A 22,131-nucleotide genomic window follows, 5' to 3' on the forward strand; every position below is an offset into this window, starting at 1 on the left:
GTCTTTTTGCAAGAAAGACTGAGGACGGGCGGGAGCGGCTGATGGGCGGCATGTTTCCGGCACGAAGATGGCATCCGGCATGGAAAAGGCGCCGCGGGGGCGCCTTTAGTATGGTTTGCTGTACCGTTGCAGGGTTTTGACCCCGGCTCAGGACGGGCCGATCGGTTTGCAGGTCACGTTGCGGGCGTTCAGGCGGCGGCAGGCCAGTTCCGCCTGATCCTGGCTCATGCCGAGGAAATTGGCTTCGAACCCGCGGCGGGTCTTGGCCACCTTGCGCAGCGACCCGTCCAGCGTTTCCAGCTCCGACATCGCGGTGCGCAGCAGCACCTTTTCGGCTTGGTAGCGGTTGGTGTAGAGGCCCACATTGACGCCCCAGTAACGGCCGCCGGAAGTGGAGAGACGGGTCACAACCACCGGCTCCGGTTCGGGTGAGGCGGCCGCATCGGCCAGGCTGGCCGGGCGGGCTGCGGGCCGCAGGCCGGTGAAGGGCGCCTGTTGCACCGCAGCGATGACCGTGGCTGTTGCGGGCCGGGCTGCCGGCGCGGGTTCTGCCTCTGCTTCGGCGAGGGCAACGGCGATGCTGTTGCGGATGGCCTCCCCCTGCAGCGCGCCTGCGGCGCTGACGGTCTGGACATTTTCAATCTTTCCGGTTTGGTCGGCAGCTTCAGCAGGCGACGCGTCCTTGGCGGGCGGTGTCTGCAGCGCTTCTTCAAGTGCGGCCACCAGCACCGGCGACTCGCTGAGGCCCGGGCGCGTCCTGGGCCGCAAACTGGTGTTGACCTGGCCGCTGACCCGGATGGTCTTGCCTGCAGCGCCTTCGCTGCTGCTGCCCCCTGCGTCCGCTATGACCACGCCGGTGCCTTGGTAGGCGGGCCGCTGCGGCTTGCGCAGGGCCGCCCGCGTCGGCGCACGGCGGAAGCCGAGGTCCAGCAGTTCCGCCACTTTGGCATTGCGGGCAGTGGAGGATGTGCCGCCGAACACCGTTGCGATGATCCGTTCGTTGCCGCGTTTGGCCGAGGCCACCAGATTGGAGCCGGCGGCGCGGGTATAGCCGGTCTTGATCCCGTCGGCGCCGCGGTAGCTGGCCAGCAGGCGGCGGTTGGTATTGGGCACTTCGCGCACGCCGGCATTGGTGGTGCGGCGCGAGAACAGGTTGTAATATTCGGGGTAGTCATAAAGCAGATGCCGCCCCAGTGTGGTCATGTCGCGGGCCGTCGACAGATGCCCGCTGGCAGTCAGGCCATGCGCGTTCTTAAAGGTTGTGCGGCTCATCCCCAGCGCCCTGGCGGTGCGGTTCATGCGGCGGGCAAAGGCGGCCTCGGAGCCGGACAGCGTCTCGCCGATGGCGGTCGCGGCGTCATTGGCGGATTTCACGGCTGCAGCGCGGATCAGGTAGCGGAAGGCAATCCGCTGGCCGGAGCGCAGGCCCAGTTTCGAGGGCGGCTCAGCGGCGGCGTTGCGGCTGATCTTAACTTTGGTATCAAGCGAGATTTCGCCGTTCCGCACCGCTTCGAAGGCGATGTAAAGGGTCATCATCTTGGTCAGGGATGCCGGGTGAAGACGGGTGTCGGCATTGCGCGAATGCAGCACCTCGCCGGTCCGGGAATCAATCACCATCGCCGCATAGGGTGCCGCAGCAGCCCGGTGCGGCTGGAGAGCCAGCACAATTGCTGCAATAAGAAAAACCGCGGCTGCCCATAGGAACCGGGTACGGAAATACCGGCCTGACGCCGGATTGACCTGCGTGATCACTGCCATGTTTGCCTCATGCCGCCGGTTTTCCGGCTGACGATTTTGCCTGTGAGCAAAAGCCTACCATAAGGTTGCCAAGGAATAAACCGCGGCGACAGGGGCTGCTGAGCACTACGCCCGCTGTTCTGCCGGCATCTTGTGGGGGTGCCGGAAGGTGCCGCAAGATGCAGTAAGTGCTAACAAAAGGTTACCGAAAAAAGTTGAGTTTTCCCGATTGCAGAGCAGCCGATTTCCTGTCCCGCGGCCCTATACGCCGGGACTGCGCCGTTAAACCGCGTGAAAATTGGTCACGTAGAAGGGGGGGGAATAGCTGAGGCCGAGGGAGAATTTGCAGGGCTGGGACAACCGCGCCTTGATCAGGGATTCGAGATCCGCCAGCAGGGCGCGGGAAAATGCCGCGTCCCGATGCGGCTTGGCCAGCAGGGCCACAGTGATGGCGATATGGCTGTGGTGAAACTGCTCTGCCGGATAGGCCCGGCCCTTGCAGGCGCCGGCGCCGCTGCTGTGTTTCAGGATCACGGTCTCGATTTCGGCCAGGATGGATTTGGCGTCGAATTCCAGATCGCTGGAGAATTTCAGTTCGGCGTGCGGCATCTTCCGGCGTCTCCCAAGGCTGTGCGGGTGCTGTTATGCCATTGCCGGTGCGATGAAAAGCGTGCCGCCCCAGGGTTTAGGGCTGCGCCGGAAATCAAACGGGGGGCTGTGACTGTCAGCCAAGCTGCTCCACCAAATCCGCCAGCCCGCCCAGATCGGCGATCTCGGTATAGCGGGAGCTGTGTTCGGGGGCTTCGGCATGCTCCACCTCCCAGACCAGCCCGTGCGGCACATAGGTGCCCCAGCCGCCGGCCTTGATCACCGGCACCACGTCCGAGCGCATTGAGTTGCCGATCATCATTGCCCGCTCAGCGCCGTCGCCGTGACGGCGGAAGATGTCCAGGTAAACCTCCGGTGTTTTCTCCGAGACCACCTCGACCCCGTCGAACAGCTCGCCCAGGCCCGATTGCGCCAGCTTGCGTTCCTGGTCCAGGAGGTCGCCCTTGGTGATCAGCACCACTTTGTACCGGCCGGCAACCGCCTCCACCGCTTCGCGCGCATGGGGCAGCAGTTCGATCGGGTATGACAGCATCATCTGGCCCGCGGTGATCAGTTCTTTGATCACAGCGGCAGGCAGGTGTTCCTGCGTCACCTCGATCGCGGTTTCGATCATTGAGAGCGTGAATCCCTTCACCCCGTAGCCATAGCGCCCCAGATTGCGCTTTTCGGCATCCAGCAGCCGCCGTTCCAGCTGCTGCGGGCCGATGTCGGCGGGGGTGTGATCCATTAGCAATTCGGCGAATCTTTCCTGCGTGACGCGGAAGAACCGTTCGTTGTGCCAAAGGGTATCGTCGGCATCAAAGCCGATTGTTGTCAAATTACGTATCAATCTACGGGTCTCAGACTCTTTTCCTGCACAGTATAGAGGCTATATAAGCCTCACAGGAAAATCCACGCATCAACGGATCAAATTGCTTATGCCGCTGCAGCACATCATGATGACCGACCATTCAGACGACGACACGGAATCCGGCGTCCTGACCAAGACGCGGCCGAAAACCAAGCGGCCGCCGCGCTATAAGGTGCTGCTGCTGAATGACGACTACACGCCGATGGAATTCGTCGTGATGGTGCTGGAACGGTTCTTTGGCATGACCCACGCGCAGGCGTTCGAGATCATGCTGACAGTGCATAAGAAAGGCGTTGCCGTGGTTGGCGTGTTCAGCCATGAGGTGGCTGAAACCAAGGTGGGACAGGTGATGGATTTCGCCCGCCGCCACCAGCACCCGCTGCAGTGCACCATGGAAAAAGAAGAATAAAGAGGCTCTTAGATGTCTGTTCGCCTGTCACTGGCCGCCCAATCGGGCGGCTTTGCTGTTCCGCCGGAGGGGCGCATTGCCGTGTTCCACCCGCGCAGCGATCACGATCTTTCGGCCCTGCCCAAGGACCAGCTGCTGATCGTTCAGCCGTTCCGCCCGGACCACGACCATTTTGCCGGCCAAGGCTATGCCTGCACCCCGGTGCTGGAACCGGATGAGGTGCTGGCCGCTGCCGTGGTTTTCATCCCGCGGGCCAAGGCGCTGGCGCGGATGCTGATCGCGCAGGCGGCGGCTGCAACGCAGGGGCAGGTGCTGATTGACGGCGCCAAGATCGAGGGCATTGATTCGGTTCTGAAGGATCTGCGCAAAAGCTGCGCCCCCTCGGCCCCGGTCTCCAAAGCGCATGGCAAGGTGTTCTGGATCGACGGCGGCACCGATCTGTCCGGGTGGCTGCCCGCGGAACCGCAGCAGGTTGAAGGCTTCATCACCGCGCCGGGCGTGTTCTCGGCGGACGGGATCGATCCGGCCTCCCGGATGCTGGCGGCGGCGCTGCCGCAGAAGCTGGGCCGCTGTGTCGCCGATCTGGGGGCGGGCTGGGGATTTCTCTCGTCGGAGGTGCTGAAGCGCGAGGGTGTCGAGGAGCTGCATCTGGCCGAGGCCGATTACCATGCGCTGGCCTGCGCGCGGCGGAATGCGGCGGACAGCCGGGCGCAGTTTCATTGGGCCGACGCGCGGACATGGAAGGCGCCGGGCCCTGTGAACACCGTGGCGATGAACCCGCCGTTCCACACCACCCGCACGGCGGAACCGTCACTGGGCCAGGCCTTCATCGGCGCGGCGGCGGCCATGCTGGCGCCTTCCGGCAGCCTGTGGATGGTGGCCAACCGGCATCTGCCCTATGAGGTGGTGCTGGGCGAACGCTTTGCCCAGGTGCGCGAGGAGGGCGGCGACAACCGCTTCAAGATTCTGCACGCCGCCCGGCCGAAACGCCGGCGCAAGTAACTGCGCGCCGGGCGCAATGCCGGTTTTCAAACCGGCAGGCACGGTCTAACGTGCGGCCCAGATTGCCCCAGGGGAGTGCCCTTTCATGTCTTTTTCGATTTCCGGCAAGACCGCCATCGTGACCGGCGCCTCGAGCGGCATCGGCCTGGCGATCGGCAAGCAGTTTGCTGATGCCGGCGCCAATGTGATGTTCGCCGACACCCATGAGGAGCAGCTGGTGGCCGAGCTGGGCGAGCAGGCCGAGGAAAGCAATATCCGCTATTTCGCAGGCGATCTGCGCGAGCGGCTGACCATTGCCAACCTGCTGTCGGCCACCATCGACGCGTTTGACGGGGTGGACATCCTGGTGAACGGCGCGCGCCAGATGGTGGCAACAGATCCGCTGGACCCCGCCGATGACACCCTGGACCAGCTGCTGATGGAAAGCCTGCTGCCCGCTGTGCGCCTGTCGCAGCAGGTGGCCAAGCGGATGATCCGGCAGGGTGAGGAAGACGAGAACAGCAGCGGCTCGCTGGGCAGCATCATCAACCTGTCCTCCATTGCCGCGCGCCGTACCCACCCCGGGCTGATGGCCTATTCGGTGGCCTCAGCCGCGCTGGATCAGGCGACCCGGTCCCTGTCGGTGGCGCTGGCGCCGCACAAGATCCGGGTGAACTCGATTGCTTTCGGATCGGTGATGAGCGCGTCGATGCGGACGACCCTGAAGGACAATCGCAGCTACCGCGAGGATATCGAGGCGCATACGCCGCTGGGCCGTATCGCCTCGCCCACTGAATTGACCGAGACGGCGCAGTATCTGGCCTCCGACGCCTCTGGTTTCATGACCGGCCAGGTGCTGACGCTGGACGGCGGCCGCACGCTGCTGGATCCGGTGGCGGCACCAGTCCACTGATTGGAAAGACCCCGAATGACTGCTGAGATGAAAGACGAGAAGGTCCGGGCTGCAGCCTGGTTCCGGGAGCTGCGCGGTCAGATCGTTGCGGCCTTTGAGGGGCTGGAGGACAGCCACGGCGCAGGCCCGTTTGCAGACATGGAGGCGGGCCGGTTTGAAGTGACGGAAACCAAGCGCAGCGCGGAGGATGGCGCGGACGCGGGCGGCGGGCTGATGAGCGTGATGCGCGGCGGCCGGGTGTTTGAAAAAGTCGGCGTCAATATTTCCGAAGTTTACGGCACCCTGGGCGAACGGGCGCAGAATGCGATGGCGGCGCGCAAAGGCATTCCGGGGATGAAGGACGATCCGCGGTTCTGGGCTTCGGGTATTTCGCTGGTGGCGCATATGCGCAATCCGCATGTGCCGGCGGTGCATATGAACACCCGGATGTTCTGGACCCCGCACACCTGGTGGTTCGGCGGCGGCTCGGATCTGAACCCCTGCATCGAATACGATGAGGACACCGCGCATTTCCATGCCACGCAGAAGCAGCACCTGGATCCGCATGGGGCGGACCAGTACCCGCGGCTGAAAGCATGGGCGGATGAGTATTTCTACATCCCCCACCGCAAGCGCGCCCGCGGGGTGGGCGGGATCTTTATGGATGACCGGAACACCGGCGACTGGGCGGCGGATTTTGCGCTGACCCAGAACATCGGCCGCGCCTTTCTGCCGGCCTTTGTGCCGCTGGTGGAAAAGCGCCGGGTGCAGGAGTTTGACGAGGCCGACAAGGATGCGCAGCTGATCCACCGCGGGCTCTATGCGGAATACAATCTGGTCTATGACCGCGGTACCAAATTCGGGCTGGAGACCGGCCATGACGCCAACGCCGTGCTGATGAGCCTGCCGCCTTTGGCCAAATGGGTCTGAGATTGCTGCAACCGTGACATTGCGAACGCGCCGCCCCGATGCGGCGCGTTTTTTCTCCCGGCGGATTTATGCTGATTTACCGCCGCCGGCCGCGACTTTGCGCCTGCCTGCGCTAGAGTGAATTGCAGCTGCCAAACGACAAGAGCAGCTGATAACAGGTCGAGGCAGGGAGCAGATCACATGCGCAGACTGGTTCTGGGGATTCTGGCAATGGCATTGGCAGCGGGGTGCGGCAGGCCGGCCGAGAGGGCGGTGGCCGTGCCGGAAGTCACCCGCACCGAGCCTGCCAATGCGCGGCTGTCCGGGCTGCGGACCTATCCCCGGTTCGGCGACCGTGACCCGCATGATTGGGAGGGCCGCAAGCCCTGGTCCTATCCGGTTCACGGCATCGATGTCTCCCGCTATCAGGGCGATATCGACTGGCGCAAAGTCCGCCGTTCGGGCGTGTCTTTTGCCTATATCAAGGCGACTGAGGGCGGCGACCACACCGACGCCATGTTCCGCGGCAACTGGCGCAGCGCGGGTGCTGCGGGGCTGAAACGCGGCGCCTATCACTATTATTATTTCTGCCGCCCTGCCGCCGAGCAGGCGCGCTGGTTCATCCGCAACGTGCCAAAGGATGCAAACGCGCTGCCGCCCGTGCTGGACATGGAGTGGAACCACCGCTCCCGCACCTGCAGAACCCGGCCCGGCGGCGCCAAGGTGCGGTCCGAGGCGCGAAAGTTCCTGAATATCCTGGAGCGCCACTACGGCAAGCGCCCGGTGGTCTACACGACGGTGGATTTCTACCGCGATACCGGCATCGGGAGCCTCGGCGGCACCGAGTTCTGGCTGCGTTCGGTCGCAGGCCATCCGCGCAAGGTCTACCCGGGCGAAAGCTGGAGCTTCTGGCAGTATTCCGGCACCGGTGAGGTGCCGGGGGTGGCGGGCGACGTGGATCTTAACACCTTCCGCGGCAGCCCGGAGGCCTGGCTGAGGTGGTCAGGGCAGATCTGACGCAGGGAACAGGGGGGGGGGCTTTGCCCCCGCCGCCTGGCCGGGCGCCGGCCCCCCAGAGTATTTGCAAACCAGAAAGAAGCCCGGTTGTTCGGGCTGAAAATATCCCGCAGCGGCAGGCGGGGCCTTGCAAGAGGTGTATTCAGAGGGCCGGCTCAGGCTCTCCAGTCGAAGAAGCCCGGGCCGGCCTGCTTCAGCAGCTTCGCCGCCATCTCGCGGCCGAGTTCCGCACCGTCTTCGACCGGACAAGTCTGATCGCCGCTGATCGCTTCCGAACCGTCCAGGCGCAGCACCTCGCCGCGCAGGCGCAGGGTCGTGCCGTCGAGTTCCGCCAAGCCCGCAATCGGGGTTTCGCAGGAGCCGTCGAGCGCCGCCAGGAAGGCGCGTTCAGCGGCCAGCCGCTGGCCGGTTTCGCTGTCATGGATTGCTGACAGCATCTCTGCTGCGCGGCTGTCGTCAGCGCGGCGCTCGATGCCGATGGCGCCCTGGGACACGGCGGGCAGCATGTCGTTCGTTTCGATCGGAGTGGCCGGCACACCGTCCATTGCCAGCCGGTTGAGACCGGCCATCGCCAGGAAGGTGCATTCGGCAACGCCCTCGGCCAGTTTGCCCAGCCGGGTCTGCACATTGCCGCGGAAGTCCACCACTTTCAGGCCGGGACGCCGGTTCAGCAGCTGTGCGCGGCGGCGCAGGGAAGAGGTGCCGACCACCGCGCCCTCGGCCAGGTCGTGCAGCGAGGTCAGCGACGGGGAGATAAACGCGTCGCGCACATCCTCGCGCGGCAGATAAGTGTCCAGCGCCAGCGCCGCCGGCTGCAGCACCGGCATGTCCTTCATCGAATGCACCGCAATGTCGATACTGCCTGCCAGCAGGGCCTCTTCCACCTCCTTGGTGAACAGCCCCTTGCCGCCCAGTTCCTTCAGCGGCTTGTCGGCCGCGATCAGCGCCTTGTTGTCGCCGGTGGTGGTGATCGGGACAATTTCGAACGCGTCCTGCGGCAGGCCGAAGGCGGCGGCGAGGCGGGAGCGGGTCTCATAAGCCTGGGCCAGCGCCAGCGGCGATCCGCGGGTGCCGATTTTCAGGGGCGAAGCGGGGGAGGGCAGGGTCAGTTTCATGAAAGAAGCCTTAAATCAGATTGCGCGGCGGAGGAAACCGGTTTTTTGCGCTGGTCCCGCGGGGGCAGAGCGCCGGCTTTGATATAGAACAAGGCGCACCGGGGCAGGGCGCGGCAGATCGCCCCTGCCCTTGACATTCGGCCGCGCAGGCGTGACCTCAGGGGCGAATGATAGCGAGGATGACATGGCCGGACAAAAGAAGCTGCTGCGTGCATTGGCGGGCGAGAAACAGGATGTGCCGCCGATCTGGATGATGCGCCAGGCGGGCCGCTATTTGCCGGAATACCGCGCGACGCGGGCCGAAGCCGGGGATTTCCTGTCGCTGTGCTACAATCCTGAATTGGCCGCCGAAGTGACCCTGCAGCCGATCCGCCGCTATGGTTTTGATGCGGCGATCCTGTTTGCCGACATCCTGCTGATCCCGCAGGCGCTGGGGGCTGATTTGTGGTTTGTGACCGGCGAAGGCCCGCGGCTGTCGACCATCACCACGGAGAGCGACTTTGCCAAGCTCGGCCCCGCGTGCGATATCCACGAGACCCTGAACCCGATCTATGAGACCGTCCGCATTCTGTCGCGCGAACTGCCGGCTGAGACCCCGCTGATCGGATTTGCCGGCGCGCCCTGGACTGTTGCGACCTATATGATCGCGGGCCGCGGCACCCCCGATCAGGGTCCGGCCCATGCCCTGCGCGAGGAAAACACCGCGCTGTTCGAGGCGCTGCTGGCGCGGATCACCGAGGCGACCATTGATTACCTGTCCAAGCAAATCGAAGCGGGGGCCGAAGTTGTCAAGATCTTCGACAGCTGGGCCGGGTCGCTGAAGGGGGAGGCGTTCCAAAAATATGCGCTGGAACCCTGCCGCCAGATCACCGCGGCGCTGAAGGCGCGCCATCCGGGCATTCCCGTGATCGGCTTCCCGCGGGAAGCGGGCGGGAAATACGCGGGCTTTGCCAAGGCCACCGGAATTGACTGCGTGGCGCTGGACAACTCGGTCGATCCGGCCTGGGCAGCGGCGCATGTGCAGGCGGATGGCTGCGTGCAGGGCAATCTGGCCTCCCGCCATATGGTGACCGGCGGGCAGGATCTGGTGGATGAGACCCGGCGTATTGTCGAAGCCTTTAAAAACGGCCCGCATATCTTTAACCTGGGCCATGGCATCACACCCGATGCCAGCCCGGACAATGTGCAGCTGATGATTGACACGGTCCGCGGCGGCTGAGCGGTTCAGCGGCGGCCCGGCCTTGTGCCGGGCGGCGGTTTCAGGCATCAGCGCTGCAACACGCCCCGCGAATAAGGACTGAACGGTGGATTACGGTAAATCTGGAGCACCCAAAATGGGCAAGAACAAACCTCGTCACGCCGAACATAATGCCAAAGGGACCAAGAAGAACCCGTTTGGCAAGCAAACCGACAAAAGCGAGCTGCTGAAGCGCATGAAGGCGGCCGCCGAGAAAACCAAGACAGAAGACTGAGCTTACGGGCGGCGCAGCTCTGTCAGGATCTCTTCCGTATGCTGGCCGCGTTCGGGGATATCCGGCGGCGTCCATTGCGGCTGATCTGAAAACCGCGGGGCGGGGGCGGCTTGAAGCACGCCCTGCGCCTCGGCCCATGTGCCGCGGCTGTTCATCGGGTGCGCCTGGGCCTCGTCGGGGTTCAGCACCGGTGCCACGCAGGCGTCGGTGCCCACGAAAAGCGCTGCCCAGTGATCACGCGGCTGGCTGGCAAAGACCCCGGCGAGCCTGCCGGTGAGTACAGGCCAAAGCGCCGTGTTGAATTGCTCTTGAAAATCCGGGTCATCGGCCAGCTGCAGCTTTTCCAGAAACAGCGCATAGAATTTCGGCTCCAGGCATTGCACCGAGACAAAGCCGCCGCAGGCGCAGGCATAGGTGCGGCTCCAATGCGGCCCGTCGAGCAGGTTTGCACCGCGTTGCGCACCGAAATTGCCAGCCTGGCGGATGCTCATCAAGAGGTTCATCATATGGGCCGAGCCGTCATAGATTGCAGCGTCCACCACGCATCCCTCGCCAGTGGACCTGGCCTTGAGGATGCCGGTCAGTATTCCCGCCACCAGATACAATGCGCCGCCGCCAATGTCGCCGACCAGCGTGGCGGGTGTTTGCGGCACATCGCCCGGGGCGGACGCATACCAAAGCGCACCGGACAGGGCGATGTAATTCAGATCATGCCCTGCGGCATGGGCCAGCGGGCTTACCTGTCCCCAGCCGGTCATGCGGCCATAGACCAGCGCCGGATTGGCCGCGTGGCAGGCATCGGGGCCAAGGCCCAGCCGCTCCATCACGCCGGGGCGGAACCCCTCGATCAGCCCGTCGGCGGTGGCGGCCAGGGCCAGAAAGGTTCCGGCATCAGCCGGCTCTTTCAGATCCAGCTCAATTGATCGTTTGCCCCGGTCCAGCAGCGAGCGTTCCGGCATTCCGGGGGGAACGGCGCCGCCCTTGCGATTGACGCAGATCACCTCCGCCCCGAGGTCGGCCAGTGTCATTGCCGCGAAGGGGCCGGGGCCCAGGCCTTCGACTTCCAGAATGCGGATCCCTTGCAGCATTGCGGCCCCTTTCGTGATGGCTGGCTGGATCAGTCTGCGGCGGATCAGCCGCTTCCGGCAAGCTGCTGGCGGAATTTCCGTGGCGGCAGTCCGGTGCCCTTGGCAAAGACCCGGCTGAAATGGGCGGGATCGGTAAAGCCGAGCTCATAGGCGACTTGGGCTGCGGTCAGGTTGGTGTAGATCAGCAGCCGCCGCGCCTCACGCAGGACACGGGCGCGGATCAGGGCCGAGGCAGGCTGGCCGGTGGCCTGATGAGCAATGCGGTTGAGGTGGGTCGCGGAAACCGCCAGCGCGCAAGCGTAGTCCGCCAGCGGGCGGCGCAGGCGGAAGTCGCGCTCCACCAACGCCTCGAACCTGGCAAACAGCGGGCTGGTCCGGGCTTGCGGATCCTCTCCTTGGGCGGCGTCAATGGCGCGGGCCGCCAGCGCGGTAACCGACAGCGCCAGCCCGCGCAGCATCTGCGCGCGGCCAAAGCCCTTGTTTCCGTATTCACGGAACAGACGCGCAGCCAGGCTTTGCAACCCTTCGGGCAAGGGCTGGACGGCAGGCAGATCCAGCGCTGCGCGCAGTCCTTCGCCCGGCGCCACGCTTTGGTCCAGCAGATCCGAAGCGAGCGTGATCACCCAGCCGCCGGTGCCGTTGCCAAAGCGGAAGCCATGCACCACGCCGCGGGGCACATTGATCAGGCAGGGCGGGGACAGGGTGTGGCTGTTTCCGTCAAGATCCGCCTCTCCCGCACCGCCGGTCAGCACCAGTATCTGGTGCAGCCGGGCATGGCGGTGCGGTCTCAGCTCCCAGTCATACATCTCGGACCGGGCGCGAATGGTTTCCGCATGCAGGACATCGGCAAGTTCAGCGGTCTCGCCAAACAGGTTGTAGGTGTCGATGGGGGGCTGTGAAGGCATGTGCGAAATATACAAGAACTGGCGTGTTGGGTCCATTCGCAAACATGCCCGCGCGGCGCATAATCCACACAGCACGCCTAGGCCGGAAAAATGGGGAACGCATATGTCCACGCATCAGACACAGGTTGTCATCATTGGCGGCGGGCCTTCGGGGCTGCTGCTGTCGCAGCTGCTTGATCGCAGAGGAATCCGCTCGATCGTGCTGGAAAAACACACACGGGAGTATGTGCTGGGCCGGATCCGGGCAGGGGTGCTGGAACATGGTTTCGTCAATCTGATGCGCGAGGCGGGCTGCAGCGGGCGGATGGACAGCGAAGGGGAGCTCCACGCAGGGTTCCATATTGCCCATCAGGGGCGGTTGGACCGGATCGACCTGGCAAAGCATACCGGCGGTGAGACGGTGATGGTCTACGGTCAGACCGAAGTGACCCGCGATCTATACGAGGCGCGCGACGCGATGGACGGGGTGATCCTGCACGATGTGCAGAATGTGCAGCCGCATGGGCTGAAGGACGCGCGCCCCTATGTGACCTGGGAGCAGGATGGCGCGGCCCATCGGGCAGATTGCGATTTCATCGTCGGGGCCGACGGCTTTCACGGGGTCAGCCGCAAATCCATCCCGGCGGAGGTGCTGAGAGAATACGAGAAGGTCTATCCGTTTGGCTGGCTTGGGGTTCTGTCGGAAACGCCGCCGGTGGCGGAAGAGCTGATCTATGCCCGCCATGACCGGGGATTTGCCTTATGCTCGCTGCGCAGCCGGGTGCTGAGCCGCTATTACATCCAGGTGCCGCTGACCGACCGGGCAGAGGATTGGAGCGACGCAGCCTTCTGGGCGGAGCTGAAGCGCCGGCTGCCGGAGCAGGTGGCCGGGCAGTTGGAAACCGGTCCGTCGATTGAGAAATCCATCGCGCCATTGCGCAGTTTCGTGGCGGAGCCGATGCGGTACGGCAATCTGTTCCTGGCGGGCGACGCCGCCCATATCGTGCCGCCGACAGGCGCCAAGGGGCTGAATTCCGCGGCCTCGGACATTTACTATCTCTATCACGGCTTCCAGGACCACTATCTGCAGGGCGACAGCAGCGGGCTGGACGGCTATTCCGGGAAAGCATTGGCACGGGTCTGGAAATCGGAGCGTTTCAGCTGGTGGATGACCAATCTGCTGCATCGGTTCCCGCAAGGAACCGAGACCGATCTGCGGTTGCAGCGGGCGGATCTGGACTACTTGTTTTCCTCGGCGGCGGCGCGGGCCTCGCTGGCAGAGAATTATGTGGGCCTGCCGTATTGACGTAGCGCCTGCCATTGCCTTGCATTCATAGATGCCAGTCAAAATGTTGAACCGGGCAGCGCTGACGTGCGCAGCCCGGCTCAACGCAGCCCAAGTTTGGGCGTCATCCGACCGCCAGGGCCGGGGCGGGAGCGCCCCAGGCGACGGTCAGTTTGCTGCGGTTGCCGCGCGGGGTTTCAGCCAGATCCACCAGCGCAGCCCCGAAGTCGGCAAAGGAAATCTGTGAGTTACCGTCTTCATCCACCACCAGCGTGTCGATGCCGAAACGATAACGGCCGGTGGCCGGACCTTCGGTCAGGATTGCGGGCGGGCGCAGGCAGCTCCAATTGGCAGAGACGGTGGCCTCCAGCAGGGCGTCCTGTTCGGCACAAGCCTCGGCAATAGGCCGGACGCTGGCGGGCAGGAAGCCGGGTGCTGTCAGCACCGTGTGGCCGCTGTCATCGGCCAGCTTCAGCGTTGCCGCGCCGCCGGTGACCAGAGCCGGGATGCCCGCCTGCTGCGCCGCCTCCAGCGCCGCATGGGTCAGCGGCACCAGATCAGCCTCGCGGCCTGCGGGCGGGCGCAGGGCGCTGATAATCAGGTCATGACCCTGCGCCGCCACCGCTGCGGCTTGCGGGTCGGCCAGCAGATCCAGCGGGCAGGGTGTGACCAGCGGGCTGATCTTTGCCAGCGCCTGCGGTTTGCGCGCTGCCGCGGTGACCTGATGACCGCGTGCCACCGCTGCGCGCAGGGCTGCGCCGCCAACGTCGCCAGTGGCGCCAAGGATGAGGATTTTCATCGGATGCTTCCTATTGTTTATCTTGATGTCGAGATAGGGGGCATTAATCTTGACGTCAAGATAAAATTCCCCGTGGGGCCTGCCGTTGGTTTTGACAGATGGCTTGGCAGGCTGCTGCCGGGCGGCTAGGTCTGGAAGGCAACGAGATAACGCCAGGGAGGCCAAGCCATGCAGATGACTGACCAGAAGGAAATCGCCGCCGATCCCGCCACGGTATACGCCGCGCTTTTGGACCCGGAAGTTCTGAAAGCCTGCGTGCCCGGTGCGCAGGAGGTGACCGGCACGCCCGAAGAGGGATTTGAGGCCAAGGTCACGCAAAAGGTCGGCCCGGTGAAGGCCACCTTCAAGGGCCAGGTCAGCCTGTCGGATCTGGTGGAGAATGAAACGCTGACCATTTCCGGTGAAGGCAAGGGCGGTGCGGCAGGTTTTGCCAAGGGCGGGGCGGTGGTGACGCTGGCGCCATCGGAAACCGGCACGCTGTTGTCTTATGAGGTGGAGGCCAAGGTCGGCGGCAAGCTGGCACAGCTTGGCAGCCGCATCATCGACGGCTTTGCCAAGAAGATGGCCGATCAGTTTTTTGCCAATCTCCAGGCGCATCTGGCGCCGGAGGAGGCGGGCGCGGATGATGGTCCGCAGGAAGAGGGCGACAAGAAGGGCTGGTTCAGCAAGGTAACTGGCCGCGGCTGAGCCAGCCTGCCCCCCCTGCGCAGGTGCACAGGCGCGTCTGCAAGGCGGGGGCTGGCAGAGGCGGCAGGCCGCCGTTAGGGTGGCCGCGATTTCAGAACATGCCGGAGGCACCATGGCGTCCATTCTGTCCATCCGCGATCTGCGCAAGGTCTATGACGGCGGTTTCGAGGCGCTGAAAGGCGTTTCGCTTGATATTGAGGAAGGTGAGATCCTGGCTCTGCTCGGCCCCAATGGGGCTGGCAAGACCACTCTGATTTCAACAATTTGCGGTATCACGACCGCGACGTCGGGCCATGTCAGCGTCGGCGGCTTCGACAATGTGGCCGAATTCCGCGCCGCCCGTGCGCTGATCGGGCTGGTTCCGCAGGAGATCAGCCTGGAGCCTTTTGCCAAGGTGCATGACACCGTCAGCTTTTCGCGCGGGCTGTTCGGCAAACCTGCCGATCCGGCGCGGATCGAGGCAGTGCTGCGCAAGCTGTCGTTGTGGGAAAAGCGGGACGCCAAGATCATGGAGCTGTCCGGCGGCATGAAGCGCAGGGTGCTGATTGCCAAGGCGTTGGCGCATGATCCGCGCATCCTGTTCCTGGATGAGCCGACGGCGGGCGTGGATGTTGAGCTGCGCAAGGACATGTGGGCGATCGTGGATGAACTGAAGGCCGGCGGCGTCACCATCATTCTGACCACCCACTACATCGAGGAAGCAGAAGCGATTGCCGACCGGGTCGGTGTGATCACCGGCGGTGAATTGCTGCTGGTCGAGGCGAAGGAGCAGCTGATGGCCCGGATGGGGCAGAAGCAGCTGGAGGTGCAGCTGACGACGCCGGTTGACGCGATACCCGAAACGCTGGCGCAGCATGAATTGCAGCTGGTGAATGGCGGCGGTGCCCTGCTGTACACCTATGACACCAGGGCCGAACGGACCGGCATCACCACACTGCTGAATGACGTGGCACAGGCCGGGCTGGTGCTGGCGGATGTGCAGACACGGGAATCCAGTCTGGAAGATATCTTTGTCGGGCTTGTTTCAGGGGATGGGGCTTCGGCTGACGCAGTTCAAGGGGACGCAGCATGAACTGGACAGCGGTTGCCACCATCTACAGGGCGGAAATGGCGCGGTTCTGGCGCACGTTTCTGCAAAGCTTCATCTCGCCGGTGCTGTCCACGTCGCTCTATTTCGTCGTCTTCGGCAGCGCCATCGGCAGCCGGATCCAGGAAGTGGACGGGGTAGACTACGGCGCCTTCATCGTGCCGGGGCTGATCATGCTGTCGGTGATTACCCAGAGCATCTCCAATGCCTCCTTCGGGATCTATTTCCCGAAGTTCATCGGCAACATCTACGAAATCCTGTCGGCGCCGATCAATTTCCTGGAGGTGGTTGCGGGATTTGTCGGGGCGGCGGCAACCAAGTCGCTGTTTATCGGCGTGGTGATCCTGTGCACCGCGTCGCTGTTTGTGGATCTGTCGATCCAGCACCCGGTTGCCATGGTGGCGTTTCTGCTGCTGACCTGTCTCAGCTTCTCGCTGATGGGGTTCATCATTGGCATCTGGGCCGGGAATTTCGAGCAGCTGCAGCTGGTGCCCCTTCTGGTGGTGACGCCGCTGGTATTCCTGGGCGGCTCTTTCTATTCAATCTCGATGCTGCCGCCGGTGTGGCAGACCATCACCTTGTTCAACCCGGTGGTCTACCTGGTGTCGGGCTTCCGCTGGGCGTTCTTCGGCCAGGCGGATGTACCGGTTTTGCTGAGCCTCTGCGCAATCGGCGGCTTCACCCTGGCTTGCATGGGCGTCATCTGGTGGATCTTCAAGACCGGCTGGCGCATCCGGTCCTGATCCGGGGGCTGGAAGCGGGGCAGGGAGGCTCCCGCCCGCTGCGGGTGCCCGTTGGGCGCCCTCCCGGTTGGGTCCGGCACGCTGCGCGTGCCGGGTGTTGCGTCTTTGACCGGCAGAGCAGGCTGCGCCGCGCGGCGGCGCGGCGCCCGGCCCAACGGGAAGGCGGCTGCTGCAAGCCGCCGGCCTGACGGGCGGGAGCCGCCTTGGGTAATTGCCGGGTGCAAACCAGCGTTGCATTTATGCCCGCGGCTGTGCGGATTTTGCATTTCACGCCAATTCCCCAGGACGCGCATCTTGTTTCACCCCGGGCGGCTCTCTACATCGGCGCCATGAGATTTCACCTGCCTTTCCTGAAAAGACAGCCCTTGGTGGCAGTAGTACGCCTGAATGGCGCCATTGGAATGCCCGGCCGCGGCGCGCTTAGCGATGCCGCGCTGGCGCCGGTGCTGGAACGTGCCTTCCGCAAGGGCAAACCAGCTGCGGTGGCGCTGGAAATCAACTCGCCCGGCGGTTCGCCGGTGCAAAGCTCGTTGATCGGTGCCCGTATCCGCAGCCTGGCGGAAGAGCGGAACATCCCGGTCTACGCCTTTGTCGAAGACGTGGCGGCGTCGGGCGGCTACTGGCTGGCCGCTGCCGCGGATGAAATCTGGGCGGATGCCAGCTCGGTGCTGGGCTCGGTCGGGGTGATCTCCGCCGGTTTCGGCGCCCATGTGCTGCTGGCCCGCCAGGGGGTGGAGCGCCGGGTCTATACCGCCGGTGAGAGCAAATCCATGCTGGACCCGTTCCGGCCGGAAAATCCCGAGGACGTGCAGCGCCTGAAGGTGATCCTGAACGACATCCACGCCAATTTCATCGACCATGTCACAGACCGCCGCGGCGCCAAGCTGGATAGCGAGGAAAACCTGGTCACTGGCGAGATCTGGCTTGCCCGCAGGGCTTTGGATCTGGGGCTGATTGATGGCATCGGCCACCTGAAACCCAAGATGCAGGAGCGCTTTGGCGACAAGGTCCGGTTCCGCCGCTATGGCCTCAGGAAACCGCTGCTCAGCCGCATTGGCATGCAGGCCGCCCAGGACGCGCTGGCCGGGATCGAGGAGCGGGCCGAATTCGCGCGTTTCGGGCTCTGACGTGCTGTTCAAGATTGTTGCACTCTTTCTGGTGGTAATGGCAGTGCTGGCCATGTTCGGCAAATTGCGGTTTCCCGGCCAGAAGCAGATTAATTCCAGGCGTTGCCCCTCCTGCGGCCGCTTCCGGATCGGCAAAGGCCCCTGTGCCTGCAAAAAAGGAGATCGTGGCAAATGATGCCATGGCTTTATTCGGCTCTGGGCCTGGTGATCCTGCTGCTGGCAGGCGATGCGCTGGTGCGCGGGGCAGTGAACCTCAGCCTGCGGCTGGGGGTGCCCGCGCTGATCGTCAGCCTGACGATCGTGGCCTTCGGCACCTCGGCGCCGGAACTTCTGATTGCCATCAATGCGGTGCATGAGGGCGCTGACGGCATCGCGATGGGCAATGTGGTCGGTTCCAACACCGCCAATATCCTGCTGGTGCTCGGCATCCCCGCATTGATGCGGGCCTTGCACACCAGCGAGTGCAGCACCCGCAAAAACTATGTCTTCATGCTGGCCGCTTCGGTGCTGTTCATCGCACTTGCCTATTGCGGCACCTTCACCGTCTGGTCAGGTCTGATCCTGCTGGCGGCGCTGTTCCTGGTACTGGGCGTGGCCTTTCGCGAAGCACGCAACCACCGGCGCAATGGCAACAGCTGCGCAGCAGACGCGGACCTGGAAGAGATCGAGGAAGCCGATCCGGACATGCCCTACTGGCGTGTCGGCACCTATTTGCTGCTGGGCCTGATCGGCCTGCCGCTGGGGGCCGATCTGCTGGTCGACAATGCCACCATCATTGCCCATTCCTACGGCATCAGCGAAACCGTAATCGGCCTGACGCTGGTGGCGGTCGGCACCTCGCTGCCGGAACTGGCGACCACCATGATGGCGGCGCTGCGCCGCCAGGCCGATGTGGCGCTGGGCAATGTGATCGGTTCCAACATGTTCAACCTGCTGGCCATCATCGGCGTCGCCACCTTTATCGGCCCGATCAGTGTGGACCCGGAATTCCTGCGGTTCGATCTTTGGGTGATGCTGGGCGCCTCGCTGCTTCTGATCCCCTTTGTCTTCTTAAAACAGGACATCACCCGCCTCTGGGGCGTAATTCTTACGGCGCTCTATCTGGCGTATATGGCCGTGCTGTTCTAACTCTTTCACTGCAGCGGCAGCAGGGAGAAGCAGATGCGGGCATTGGTGACCGGAGCGGGCAGGCGGCTGGGCCGGGCGATGGCGCTGGAGCTGGCCGCGCGCGGCTATGACGTTGCGGTCCATTTTGTGTCCTCAGCTCAGGAGGCTGCGGACACAGCGCGGCAGATCCGCGCCCTGGGGCGGGCCGCGGCGGTGCTGCAGGCGGATCTCTTGGATGAAGACCAGGCCCAGGCTCTGCTGCCCCGCGCGGCCAAGGCATTGGGCGGGCCGGTCACCTGCCTTGTCAACAATGCCTCGGTTTTCGAGCATGACACGCTGTCCTCTGCCACGCGGGACAGCTGGGACCGGCATCTGAACAGCAATCTGCGAGCCCCTTTCGTGCTGCTGCAGGCGATGGCTGCACAGCAGGTGCCGCTGCTGCGGGATGCAGGCGGTGAGCCGCGTGCCTGGGGGCTGGCGGTCAATATGATCGACCAGCGGGTGCGCAAGCTGACACCTGATTTCATGAGCTACACGCTGGCGAAGTCTGCACTGTGGACACTGACACAGACAGCCGCGCAGGCGCTGGCGCCGCGGATCCGGGTCAACGCCATCGGCCCGGGGCCGACCTTGCAGGGGCCGCGGCAAAGCCAGGAGCAATTTGCCCGCCAGCGCGCAGCAACGATCTTGCAGCGGGGCGCGGATGCCGGGGACATCACAGCTGCATTGTCATATCTGCTGCAGGCAAAGGCGGTTACGGGGCAGATGATTTGCACTGATGGCGGCCAGCATCTGGGCTGGCAGACCCCCGACAGCGACGGGCTGGAATAACGCAAACAGGGGCCGGAATGTCTGTGTCCCTGGAAGTTTTGCACCGGTTCACCTGCTGACATGAAAGCGTTACAAAAGTGTATTTGTTTTCAAAGCCTTGACAGGGGCGGTTAATAATTTGCATTTAAAACAGCACGTTATCAAATTGCCTATTTATTGAGCAATCGTCCGAAAACACCAAATAATAAGGGAAAAGGCGGGATAGCCCAAAGATATCTCCGTAGTTATCCACAGCTTCGGTGGATTTCCCCGCTCTTGATCCGGGCAGGCAAACATTGCAGCCAGGGGCGGGGAATCATATGTCTGGGCACATGACTGACCAGCCCGCTGCCCCCCCCGCGGATTCGCCCGCCGAAAAGCCGAGAACCGGCTATGCCGTGATCCAGGATTACCTGAAAACACTGGATGGGTCGCCCGGGGTTTACCGGATGCTGGATGCCGACAGCCGGGTGCTGTATGTCGGCAAGGCGCGCAACCTCAAGGCCCGGGTGTCGAACTACAGCCGCCCCGGCAACAGCCCGCGGATCGAGCGGATGATCGCGCTTACAGCCTCGATGATGTTCCTGACCACTCGGACGGAAACCGAGGCGCTGCTGCTGGAACAGAACCTGATCAAGCAGCTGAAGCCCAAATACAACGTGCTCTTGCGCGATGACAAAAGCTTCCCGAATATTCTGGTCGCCAAGGATCACGGGTTTCCGCAGATTAAGAAACACCGCGGGGCGCGCAAGCAGAAGGGCAGCTATTTCGGCCCCTTTGCCAGTGCAGGCGCTGTGAACCGGACTTTGAACCAGTTGCAAAAGGCGTTCCTGCTGCGCAATTGCTCGGACGCGATGTTCGAGGCCCGCACGCGCCCCTGCCTGCAGTATCAGATCAAGCGGTGTTCGGCACCCTGCACGGGACTGATTTCCGAAGCGGGCTATGCCGAAAGCGTGCGCGACGCCGAACGGTTCCTGTCCGGCCGGTCCTCCAAGATCCAGGAGGAGCTGGCAGAACAGATGATGGCGGCCTCGGAGGCAATGGAATTCGAACGCGCGGCGGCGCTGCGCGATCGCATCAAAGCGCTGACCCAAGTGCAGTCCAGCCAGGGCATCAACCCGCGCGGCGTCGCCGAAGCGGATGTGATCGGCTTGCATATGGACGGCGGCCAGGCCTGCGTGCAGGTGTTTTTCATCCGCGCCAATCAGAACTGGGGCAATCAGGACTTCTATCCGCGGGTGGATGCCGACAACAGCCCGGCGGAGGTCATGGAGGCCTTCCTCGGGCAGTTCTACGGCAACAAGGAGCCGCCGCGCCAGCTGATCCTGTCGGATGCGGTTGAAAACGCCGATCTGATGGAGGCGGCGCTGAGCGAGAAGGCAGACCGCAAAGTCGAGCTGCTGGTGCCCCAGCGCGGCGAAAAGACCGAGCTGGTGGCTTTTGCGGTGCGCAACGCCCGCGAGAGCCTGGCCCGGCGCATGGCCGAAAGCGCGACGCAGGCCAAGCTGCTGCGCGGCCTGGCCGAGGCGTTTGGCCTGGAAGGGCCGCCGCAGCGGATCGAGGTCTACGACAACTCCCACATCCAGGGCACCAATGCGGTGGGCGGCATGATCGTGATGGGGCCGGACGGGTTCATGAAAAACGCCTACCGCAAGTTCAACATCAAAGGCGACGACTTGGTGCCCGGCGATGACTTCGGCATGATGAAGGAGGTGCTGAACCGCCGTTTCTCGCGCCTGCTGAAGGAAGACCCGGATCGCGACAAGGGCCTGTGGCCGGATCTGCTGCTGATCGACGGCGGTGCCGGGCAGGTCTCGGCAGTGGCCGAGATCATGGCAGAGCACGGCGTGCAGGACATCCCGATGGTTGGGGTTGCCAAAGGCGTCGACCGCGACCACGGCAAGGAGGAATTTTACCGCACCGGTGAAAGCGCCTTTGCCCTGCAGCGCAACGATCCGGTGCTGTACTTTATCCAGCGGATGCGGGACGAAGCGCACCGGTTCGCCATTGGCACCCACCGCGCCAAGCGCGCCAAGTCGATGAGCGCAACACCGCTGGACGAGGTGCCCGGCGTCGGCGCCTCCCGCAAACGCGCCCTGCTGGCCCATTTCGGCAGTGCCAAGGCGGTGAGCCGTGCCAATCTGGCCGACCTCAGGGCGGTGGAGGGGATCTCGGAGGCGCTGGCCGAGCGGATTTATGACCACTTCCACGGCAGCAGCTAGGCGCAGACCTTGAGTTTCTGGCTCCTGCAGTTTCTTTCTGGCCGAAAATACGTCCGCCGGAGGCTTCCGCCGCCTCAGCGGCGGAATTTTGCACCAGAGCCGCTTTCCTCTTGCGAAACAGCCGGATAATGTGCGCGGCATGAAGTGGACCTTGCCAAATATTCTCACGCTGCTGAGGCTCGTTGCCGCCCCGGGCCTGGCTGTGATGTTTCTGTATTTCTCCCGTCCCTATGCGGACTGGTTTGCCCTGCTGCTGTTTGTCACCGCGGCGGTGACCGACTGGTTTGACGGCTACCTGGCG

The 22,131-nt window shown here is 63.9% G+C and carries 23 protein-coding genes; 16 read left to right on the top strand and 7 right to left on the bottom strand.

Features of this window, described 5'->3' with window-relative positions; translation table 11 throughout:
• Positions 1-147: 147 nt before the first annotated feature.
• From VOI29_RS10040 to VOI29_RS10050, 3 genes are all read right to left on the bottom strand, one after another.
• Entirely contained in the window at positions 148-1,758 is a 1,611-nt protein-coding gene (locus VOI29_RS10040) for a D-alanyl-D-alanine carboxypeptidase family protein (protein WP_323778350.1), read from the bottom strand.
• A gap of 261 nt (positions 1,759-2,019) precedes the next feature.
• Positions 2,020-2,346, bottom strand: coding sequence for a hypothetical protein (locus VOI29_RS10045; protein ID WP_323778352.1), 327 nt, complete (start codon positions 2,344-2,346; stop codon positions 2,020-2,022).
• Between the two features lie 115 nt (positions 2,347-2,461).
• Positions 2,462-3,175 carry an HAD family hydrolase gene (locus tag VOI29_RS10050; RefSeq protein WP_323778353.1) on the bottom strand — a complete coding sequence of 238 codons (714 nt, stop codon included), beginning with the start codon at positions 3,173-3,175 and terminating at the stop codon, positions 2,462-2,464.
• A gap of 106 nt (positions 3,176-3,281) precedes the next feature.
• Here VOI29_RS10050 and clpS point away from each other — a divergent pair, with 106 nt between their 5' ends.
• The 5 genes from clpS to VOI29_RS10075 all read left to right on the top strand — a co-directional run bounded on the left by clpS (position 3,282) and on the right by VOI29_RS10075 (position 7,404).
• Positions 3,282-3,605 (top strand): ATP-dependent Clp protease adapter ClpS, encoded by a 324-nt coding sequence (gene clpS, locus VOI29_RS10055; RefSeq protein ID WP_036762377.1) that lies wholly within the window; start codon positions 3,282-3,284, stop codon positions 3,603-3,605.
• Between the two features lie 12 nt (positions 3,606-3,617).
• Positions 3,618-4,607, top strand: a complete 990-nt coding sequence (locus VOI29_RS10060; protein ID WP_323778355.1) for a class I SAM-dependent methyltransferase — start codon at positions 3,618-3,620, stop codon at positions 4,605-4,607.
• Between the two features lie 85 nt (positions 4,608-4,692).
• The gene (locus tag VOI29_RS10065) at positions 4,693-5,499 is read left to right on the top strand and encodes an SDR family NAD(P)-dependent oxidoreductase (protein ID WP_024088869.1); all 807 of its coding nucleotides are present in this window, start codon (positions 4,693-4,695) and stop codon (positions 5,497-5,499) included.
• A 15-nt stretch (positions 5,500-5,514) separates the two neighbouring features.
• Positions 5,515-6,408 carry an oxygen-dependent coproporphyrinogen oxidase gene (hemF, locus tag VOI29_RS10070; protein ID WP_323778358.1) on the top strand — a complete coding sequence of 298 codons (894 nt, stop codon included), beginning with the start codon at positions 5,515-5,517 and terminating at the stop codon, positions 6,406-6,408.
• 180 nt (positions 6,409-6,588) lie between these two features.
• Complete coding sequence (locus VOI29_RS10075) at positions 6,589-7,404, top strand: GH25 family lysozyme (RefSeq protein WP_323778360.1); 816 nt, start codon at positions 6,589-6,591, stop codon at positions 7,402-7,404.
• Between the two features lie 155 nt (positions 7,405-7,559).
• Here the strand turns inward: VOI29_RS10075 and hemC are convergent, their stop codons facing one another.
• Positions 7,560-8,519 carry a hydroxymethylbilane synthase gene (hemC, locus tag VOI29_RS10080; RefSeq protein WP_323778361.1) on the bottom strand — a complete coding sequence of 320 codons (960 nt, stop codon included), beginning with the start codon at positions 8,517-8,519 and terminating at the stop codon, positions 7,560-7,562.
• A 184-nt stretch (positions 8,520-8,703) separates the two neighbouring features.
• On the opposite strand from hemC, the gene hemE reads away from it, so the two are divergent.
• Positions 8,704-9,738, top strand: a complete 1,035-nt coding sequence (gene hemE / locus VOI29_RS10085; RefSeq protein WP_323778363.1) for a uroporphyrinogen decarboxylase — start codon at positions 8,704-8,706, stop codon at positions 9,736-9,738.
• 115 nt (positions 9,739-9,853) lie between these two features.
• Entirely contained in the window at positions 9,854-9,991 is a 138-nt protein-coding gene (locus VOI29_RS10090; RefSeq protein WP_169731229.1) for a hypothetical protein, read from the top strand.
• Positions 9,992-9,993: 2 nt separating this feature from the next.
• Here VOI29_RS10090 and VOI29_RS10095 read toward each other — a convergent pair whose 3' ends face one another.
• Entirely contained in the window at positions 9,994-11,079 is a 1,086-nt protein-coding gene (locus VOI29_RS10095; protein WP_323778365.1) for a CaiB/BaiF CoA-transferase family protein, read from the bottom strand.
• Positions 11,080-11,123: 44 nt separating this feature from the next.
• Positions 11,124-11,984, bottom strand: a complete 861-nt coding sequence (locus tag VOI29_RS10100; RefSeq protein ID WP_323778367.1) for a helix-turn-helix domain-containing protein — start codon at positions 11,982-11,984, stop codon at positions 11,124-11,126.
• Between the two features lie 103 nt (positions 11,985-12,087).
• Between VOI29_RS10100 and pobA the strand changes: the two genes are divergently transcribed.
• Complete coding sequence (gene pobA, locus VOI29_RS10105; protein WP_323778369.1) at positions 12,088-13,269, top strand: 4-hydroxybenzoate 3-monooxygenase; 1,182 nt, start codon at positions 12,088-12,090, stop codon at positions 13,267-13,269.
• Positions 13,270-13,372: 103 nt separating this feature from the next.
• Here the strand turns inward: pobA and VOI29_RS10110 are convergent, their stop codons facing one another.
• Positions 13,373-14,047, bottom strand: a complete 675-nt coding sequence (locus VOI29_RS10110; protein WP_323778372.1) for an NAD(P)-dependent oxidoreductase — start codon at positions 14,045-14,047, stop codon at positions 13,373-13,375.
• A 168-nt stretch (positions 14,048-14,215) separates the two neighbouring features.
• Between VOI29_RS10110 and VOI29_RS10115 the strand changes: the two genes are divergently transcribed.
• From VOI29_RS10115 to VOI29_RS10150, 8 genes are all read left to right on the top strand, one after another.
• Positions 14,216-14,734 carry a carbon monoxide dehydrogenase subunit G gene (locus VOI29_RS10115; protein WP_323778373.1) on the top strand — a complete coding sequence of 173 codons (519 nt, stop codon included), beginning with the start codon at positions 14,216-14,218 and terminating at the stop codon, positions 14,732-14,734.
• Between the two features lie 112 nt (positions 14,735-14,846).
• Positions 14,847-15,806 carry an ABC transporter ATP-binding protein gene (locus VOI29_RS10120; RefSeq protein WP_323778375.1) on the top strand — a complete coding sequence of 320 codons (960 nt, stop codon included), beginning with the start codon at positions 14,847-14,849 and terminating at the stop codon, positions 15,804-15,806.
• Positions 15,803-16,564 carry an ABC transporter permease gene (locus tag VOI29_RS10125; protein WP_323778377.1) on the top strand — a complete coding sequence of 254 codons (762 nt, stop codon included), beginning with the start codon at positions 15,803-15,805 and terminating at the stop codon, positions 16,562-16,564. Before VOI29_RS10120 ends, VOI29_RS10125 begins: the two co-directional genes overlap by 4 nt.
• Before the next feature lie 329 nt (positions 16,565-16,893).
• The gene (locus tag VOI29_RS10130) at positions 16,894-17,691 is read left to right on the top strand and encodes a S49 family peptidase (RefSeq protein WP_323778378.1); all 798 of its coding nucleotides are present in this window, start codon (positions 16,894-16,896) and stop codon (positions 17,689-17,691) included.
• A 171-nt stretch (positions 17,692-17,862) separates the two neighbouring features.
• Positions 17,863-18,819, top strand: a complete 957-nt coding sequence (locus tag VOI29_RS10135) for a calcium/sodium antiporter (RefSeq protein WP_323778380.1) — start codon at positions 17,863-17,865, stop codon at positions 18,817-18,819.
• A gap of 33 nt (positions 18,820-18,852) precedes the next feature.
• The gene (locus VOI29_RS10140; RefSeq protein ID WP_323778382.1) at positions 18,853-19,629 is read left to right on the top strand and encodes an SDR family oxidoreductase; all 777 of its coding nucleotides are present in this window, start codon (positions 18,853-18,855) and stop codon (positions 19,627-19,629) included.
• A gap of 311 nt (positions 19,630-19,940) precedes the next feature.
• The gene (gene uvrC, locus VOI29_RS10145; protein WP_323778384.1) at positions 19,941-21,830 is read left to right on the top strand and encodes an excinuclease ABC subunit UvrC; all 1,890 of its coding nucleotides are present in this window, start codon (positions 19,941-19,943) and stop codon (positions 21,828-21,830) included.
• A gap of 139 nt (positions 21,831-21,969) precedes the next feature.
• A partial coding sequence (locus tag VOI29_RS10150; RefSeq protein WP_323778387.1) for a CDP-alcohol phosphatidyltransferase family protein occupies positions 21,970-22,131 on the top strand: 162 nt, incomplete at its 3' end.

Origin of the sequence: Leisingera sp. (genome assembly GCF_034669605.1) — a bacterium.
GTDB lineage: Bacteria > Pseudomonadota > Alphaproteobacteria > Rhodobacterales > Rhodobacteraceae > Leisingera.

Coding starts and splice junctions, on each gene's coding strand:
- VOI29_RS10040 (WP_323778350.1), bottom strand. CDS start 1,758: ATGGCAGTGATCACGCAGGTCAATCCGGCGTCAGGCCGGTATTTCCGT.
- VOI29_RS10045 (WP_323778352.1), bottom strand. CDS start 2,346: ATGCCGCACGCCGAACTGAAATTCTCCAGCGATCTGGAATTCGACGCC.
- clpS (WP_036762377.1), top strand. CDS start 3,282: ATGATGACCGACCATTCAGACGACGACACGGAATCCGGCGTCCTGACC.
- VOI29_RS10060 (WP_323778355.1), top strand. CDS start 3,618: ATGTCTGTTCGCCTGTCACTGGCCGCCCAATCGGGCGGCTTTGCTGTT.
- VOI29_RS10065 (WP_024088869.1), top strand. CDS start 4,693: ATGTCTTTTTCGATTTCCGGCAAGACCGCCATCGTGACCGGCGCCTCG.
- hemF (WP_323778358.1), top strand. CDS start 5,515: ATGACTGCTGAGATGAAAGACGAGAAGGTCCGGGCTGCAGCCTGGTTC.
- VOI29_RS10075 (WP_323778360.1), top strand. CDS start 6,589: ATGCGCAGACTGGTTCTGGGGATTCTGGCAATGGCATTGGCAGCGGGG.
- hemC (WP_323778361.1), bottom strand. CDS start 8,519: ATGAAACTGACCCTGCCCTCCCCCGCTTCGCCCCTGAAAATCGGCACC.
- hemE (WP_323778363.1), top strand. CDS start 8,704: ATGGCCGGACAAAAGAAGCTGCTGCGTGCATTGGCGGGCGAGAAACAG.
- VOI29_RS10090 (WP_169731229.1), top strand. CDS start 9,854: ATGGGCAAGAACAAACCTCGTCACGCCGAACATAATGCCAAAGGGACC.
- VOI29_RS10095 (WP_323778365.1), bottom strand. CDS start 11,079: ATGCTGCAAGGGATCCGCATTCTGGAAGTCGAAGGCCTGGGCCCCGGC.
- VOI29_RS10100 (WP_323778367.1), bottom strand. CDS start 11,984: ATGCCTTCACAGCCCCCCATCGACACCTACAACCTGTTTGGCGAGACC.
- pobA (WP_323778369.1), top strand. CDS start 12,088: ATGTCCACGCATCAGACACAGGTTGTCATCATTGGCGGCGGGCCTTCG.
- VOI29_RS10110 (WP_323778372.1), bottom strand. CDS start 14,047: ATGAAAATCCTCATCCTTGGCGCCACTGGCGACGTTGGCGGCGCAGCC.
- VOI29_RS10115 (WP_323778373.1), top strand. CDS start 14,216: ATGCAGATGACTGACCAGAAGGAAATCGCCGCCGATCCCGCCACGGTA.
- VOI29_RS10120 (WP_323778375.1), top strand. CDS start 14,847: ATGGCGTCCATTCTGTCCATCCGCGATCTGCGCAAGGTCTATGACGGC.
- VOI29_RS10125 (WP_323778377.1), top strand. CDS start 15,803: ATGAACTGGACAGCGGTTGCCACCATCTACAGGGCGGAAATGGCGCGG.
- VOI29_RS10130 (WP_323778378.1), top strand. CDS start 16,894: ATGAGATTTCACCTGCCTTTCCTGAAAAGACAGCCCTTGGTGGCAGTA.
- VOI29_RS10135 (WP_323778380.1), top strand. CDS start 17,863: ATGATGCCATGGCTTTATTCGGCTCTGGGCCTGGTGATCCTGCTGCTG.
- VOI29_RS10140 (WP_323778382.1), top strand. CDS start 18,853: ATGCGGGCATTGGTGACCGGAGCGGGCAGGCGGCTGGGCCGGGCGATG.
- uvrC (WP_323778384.1), top strand. CDS start 19,941: ATGACTGACCAGCCCGCTGCCCCCCCCGCGGATTCGCCCGCCGAAAAG.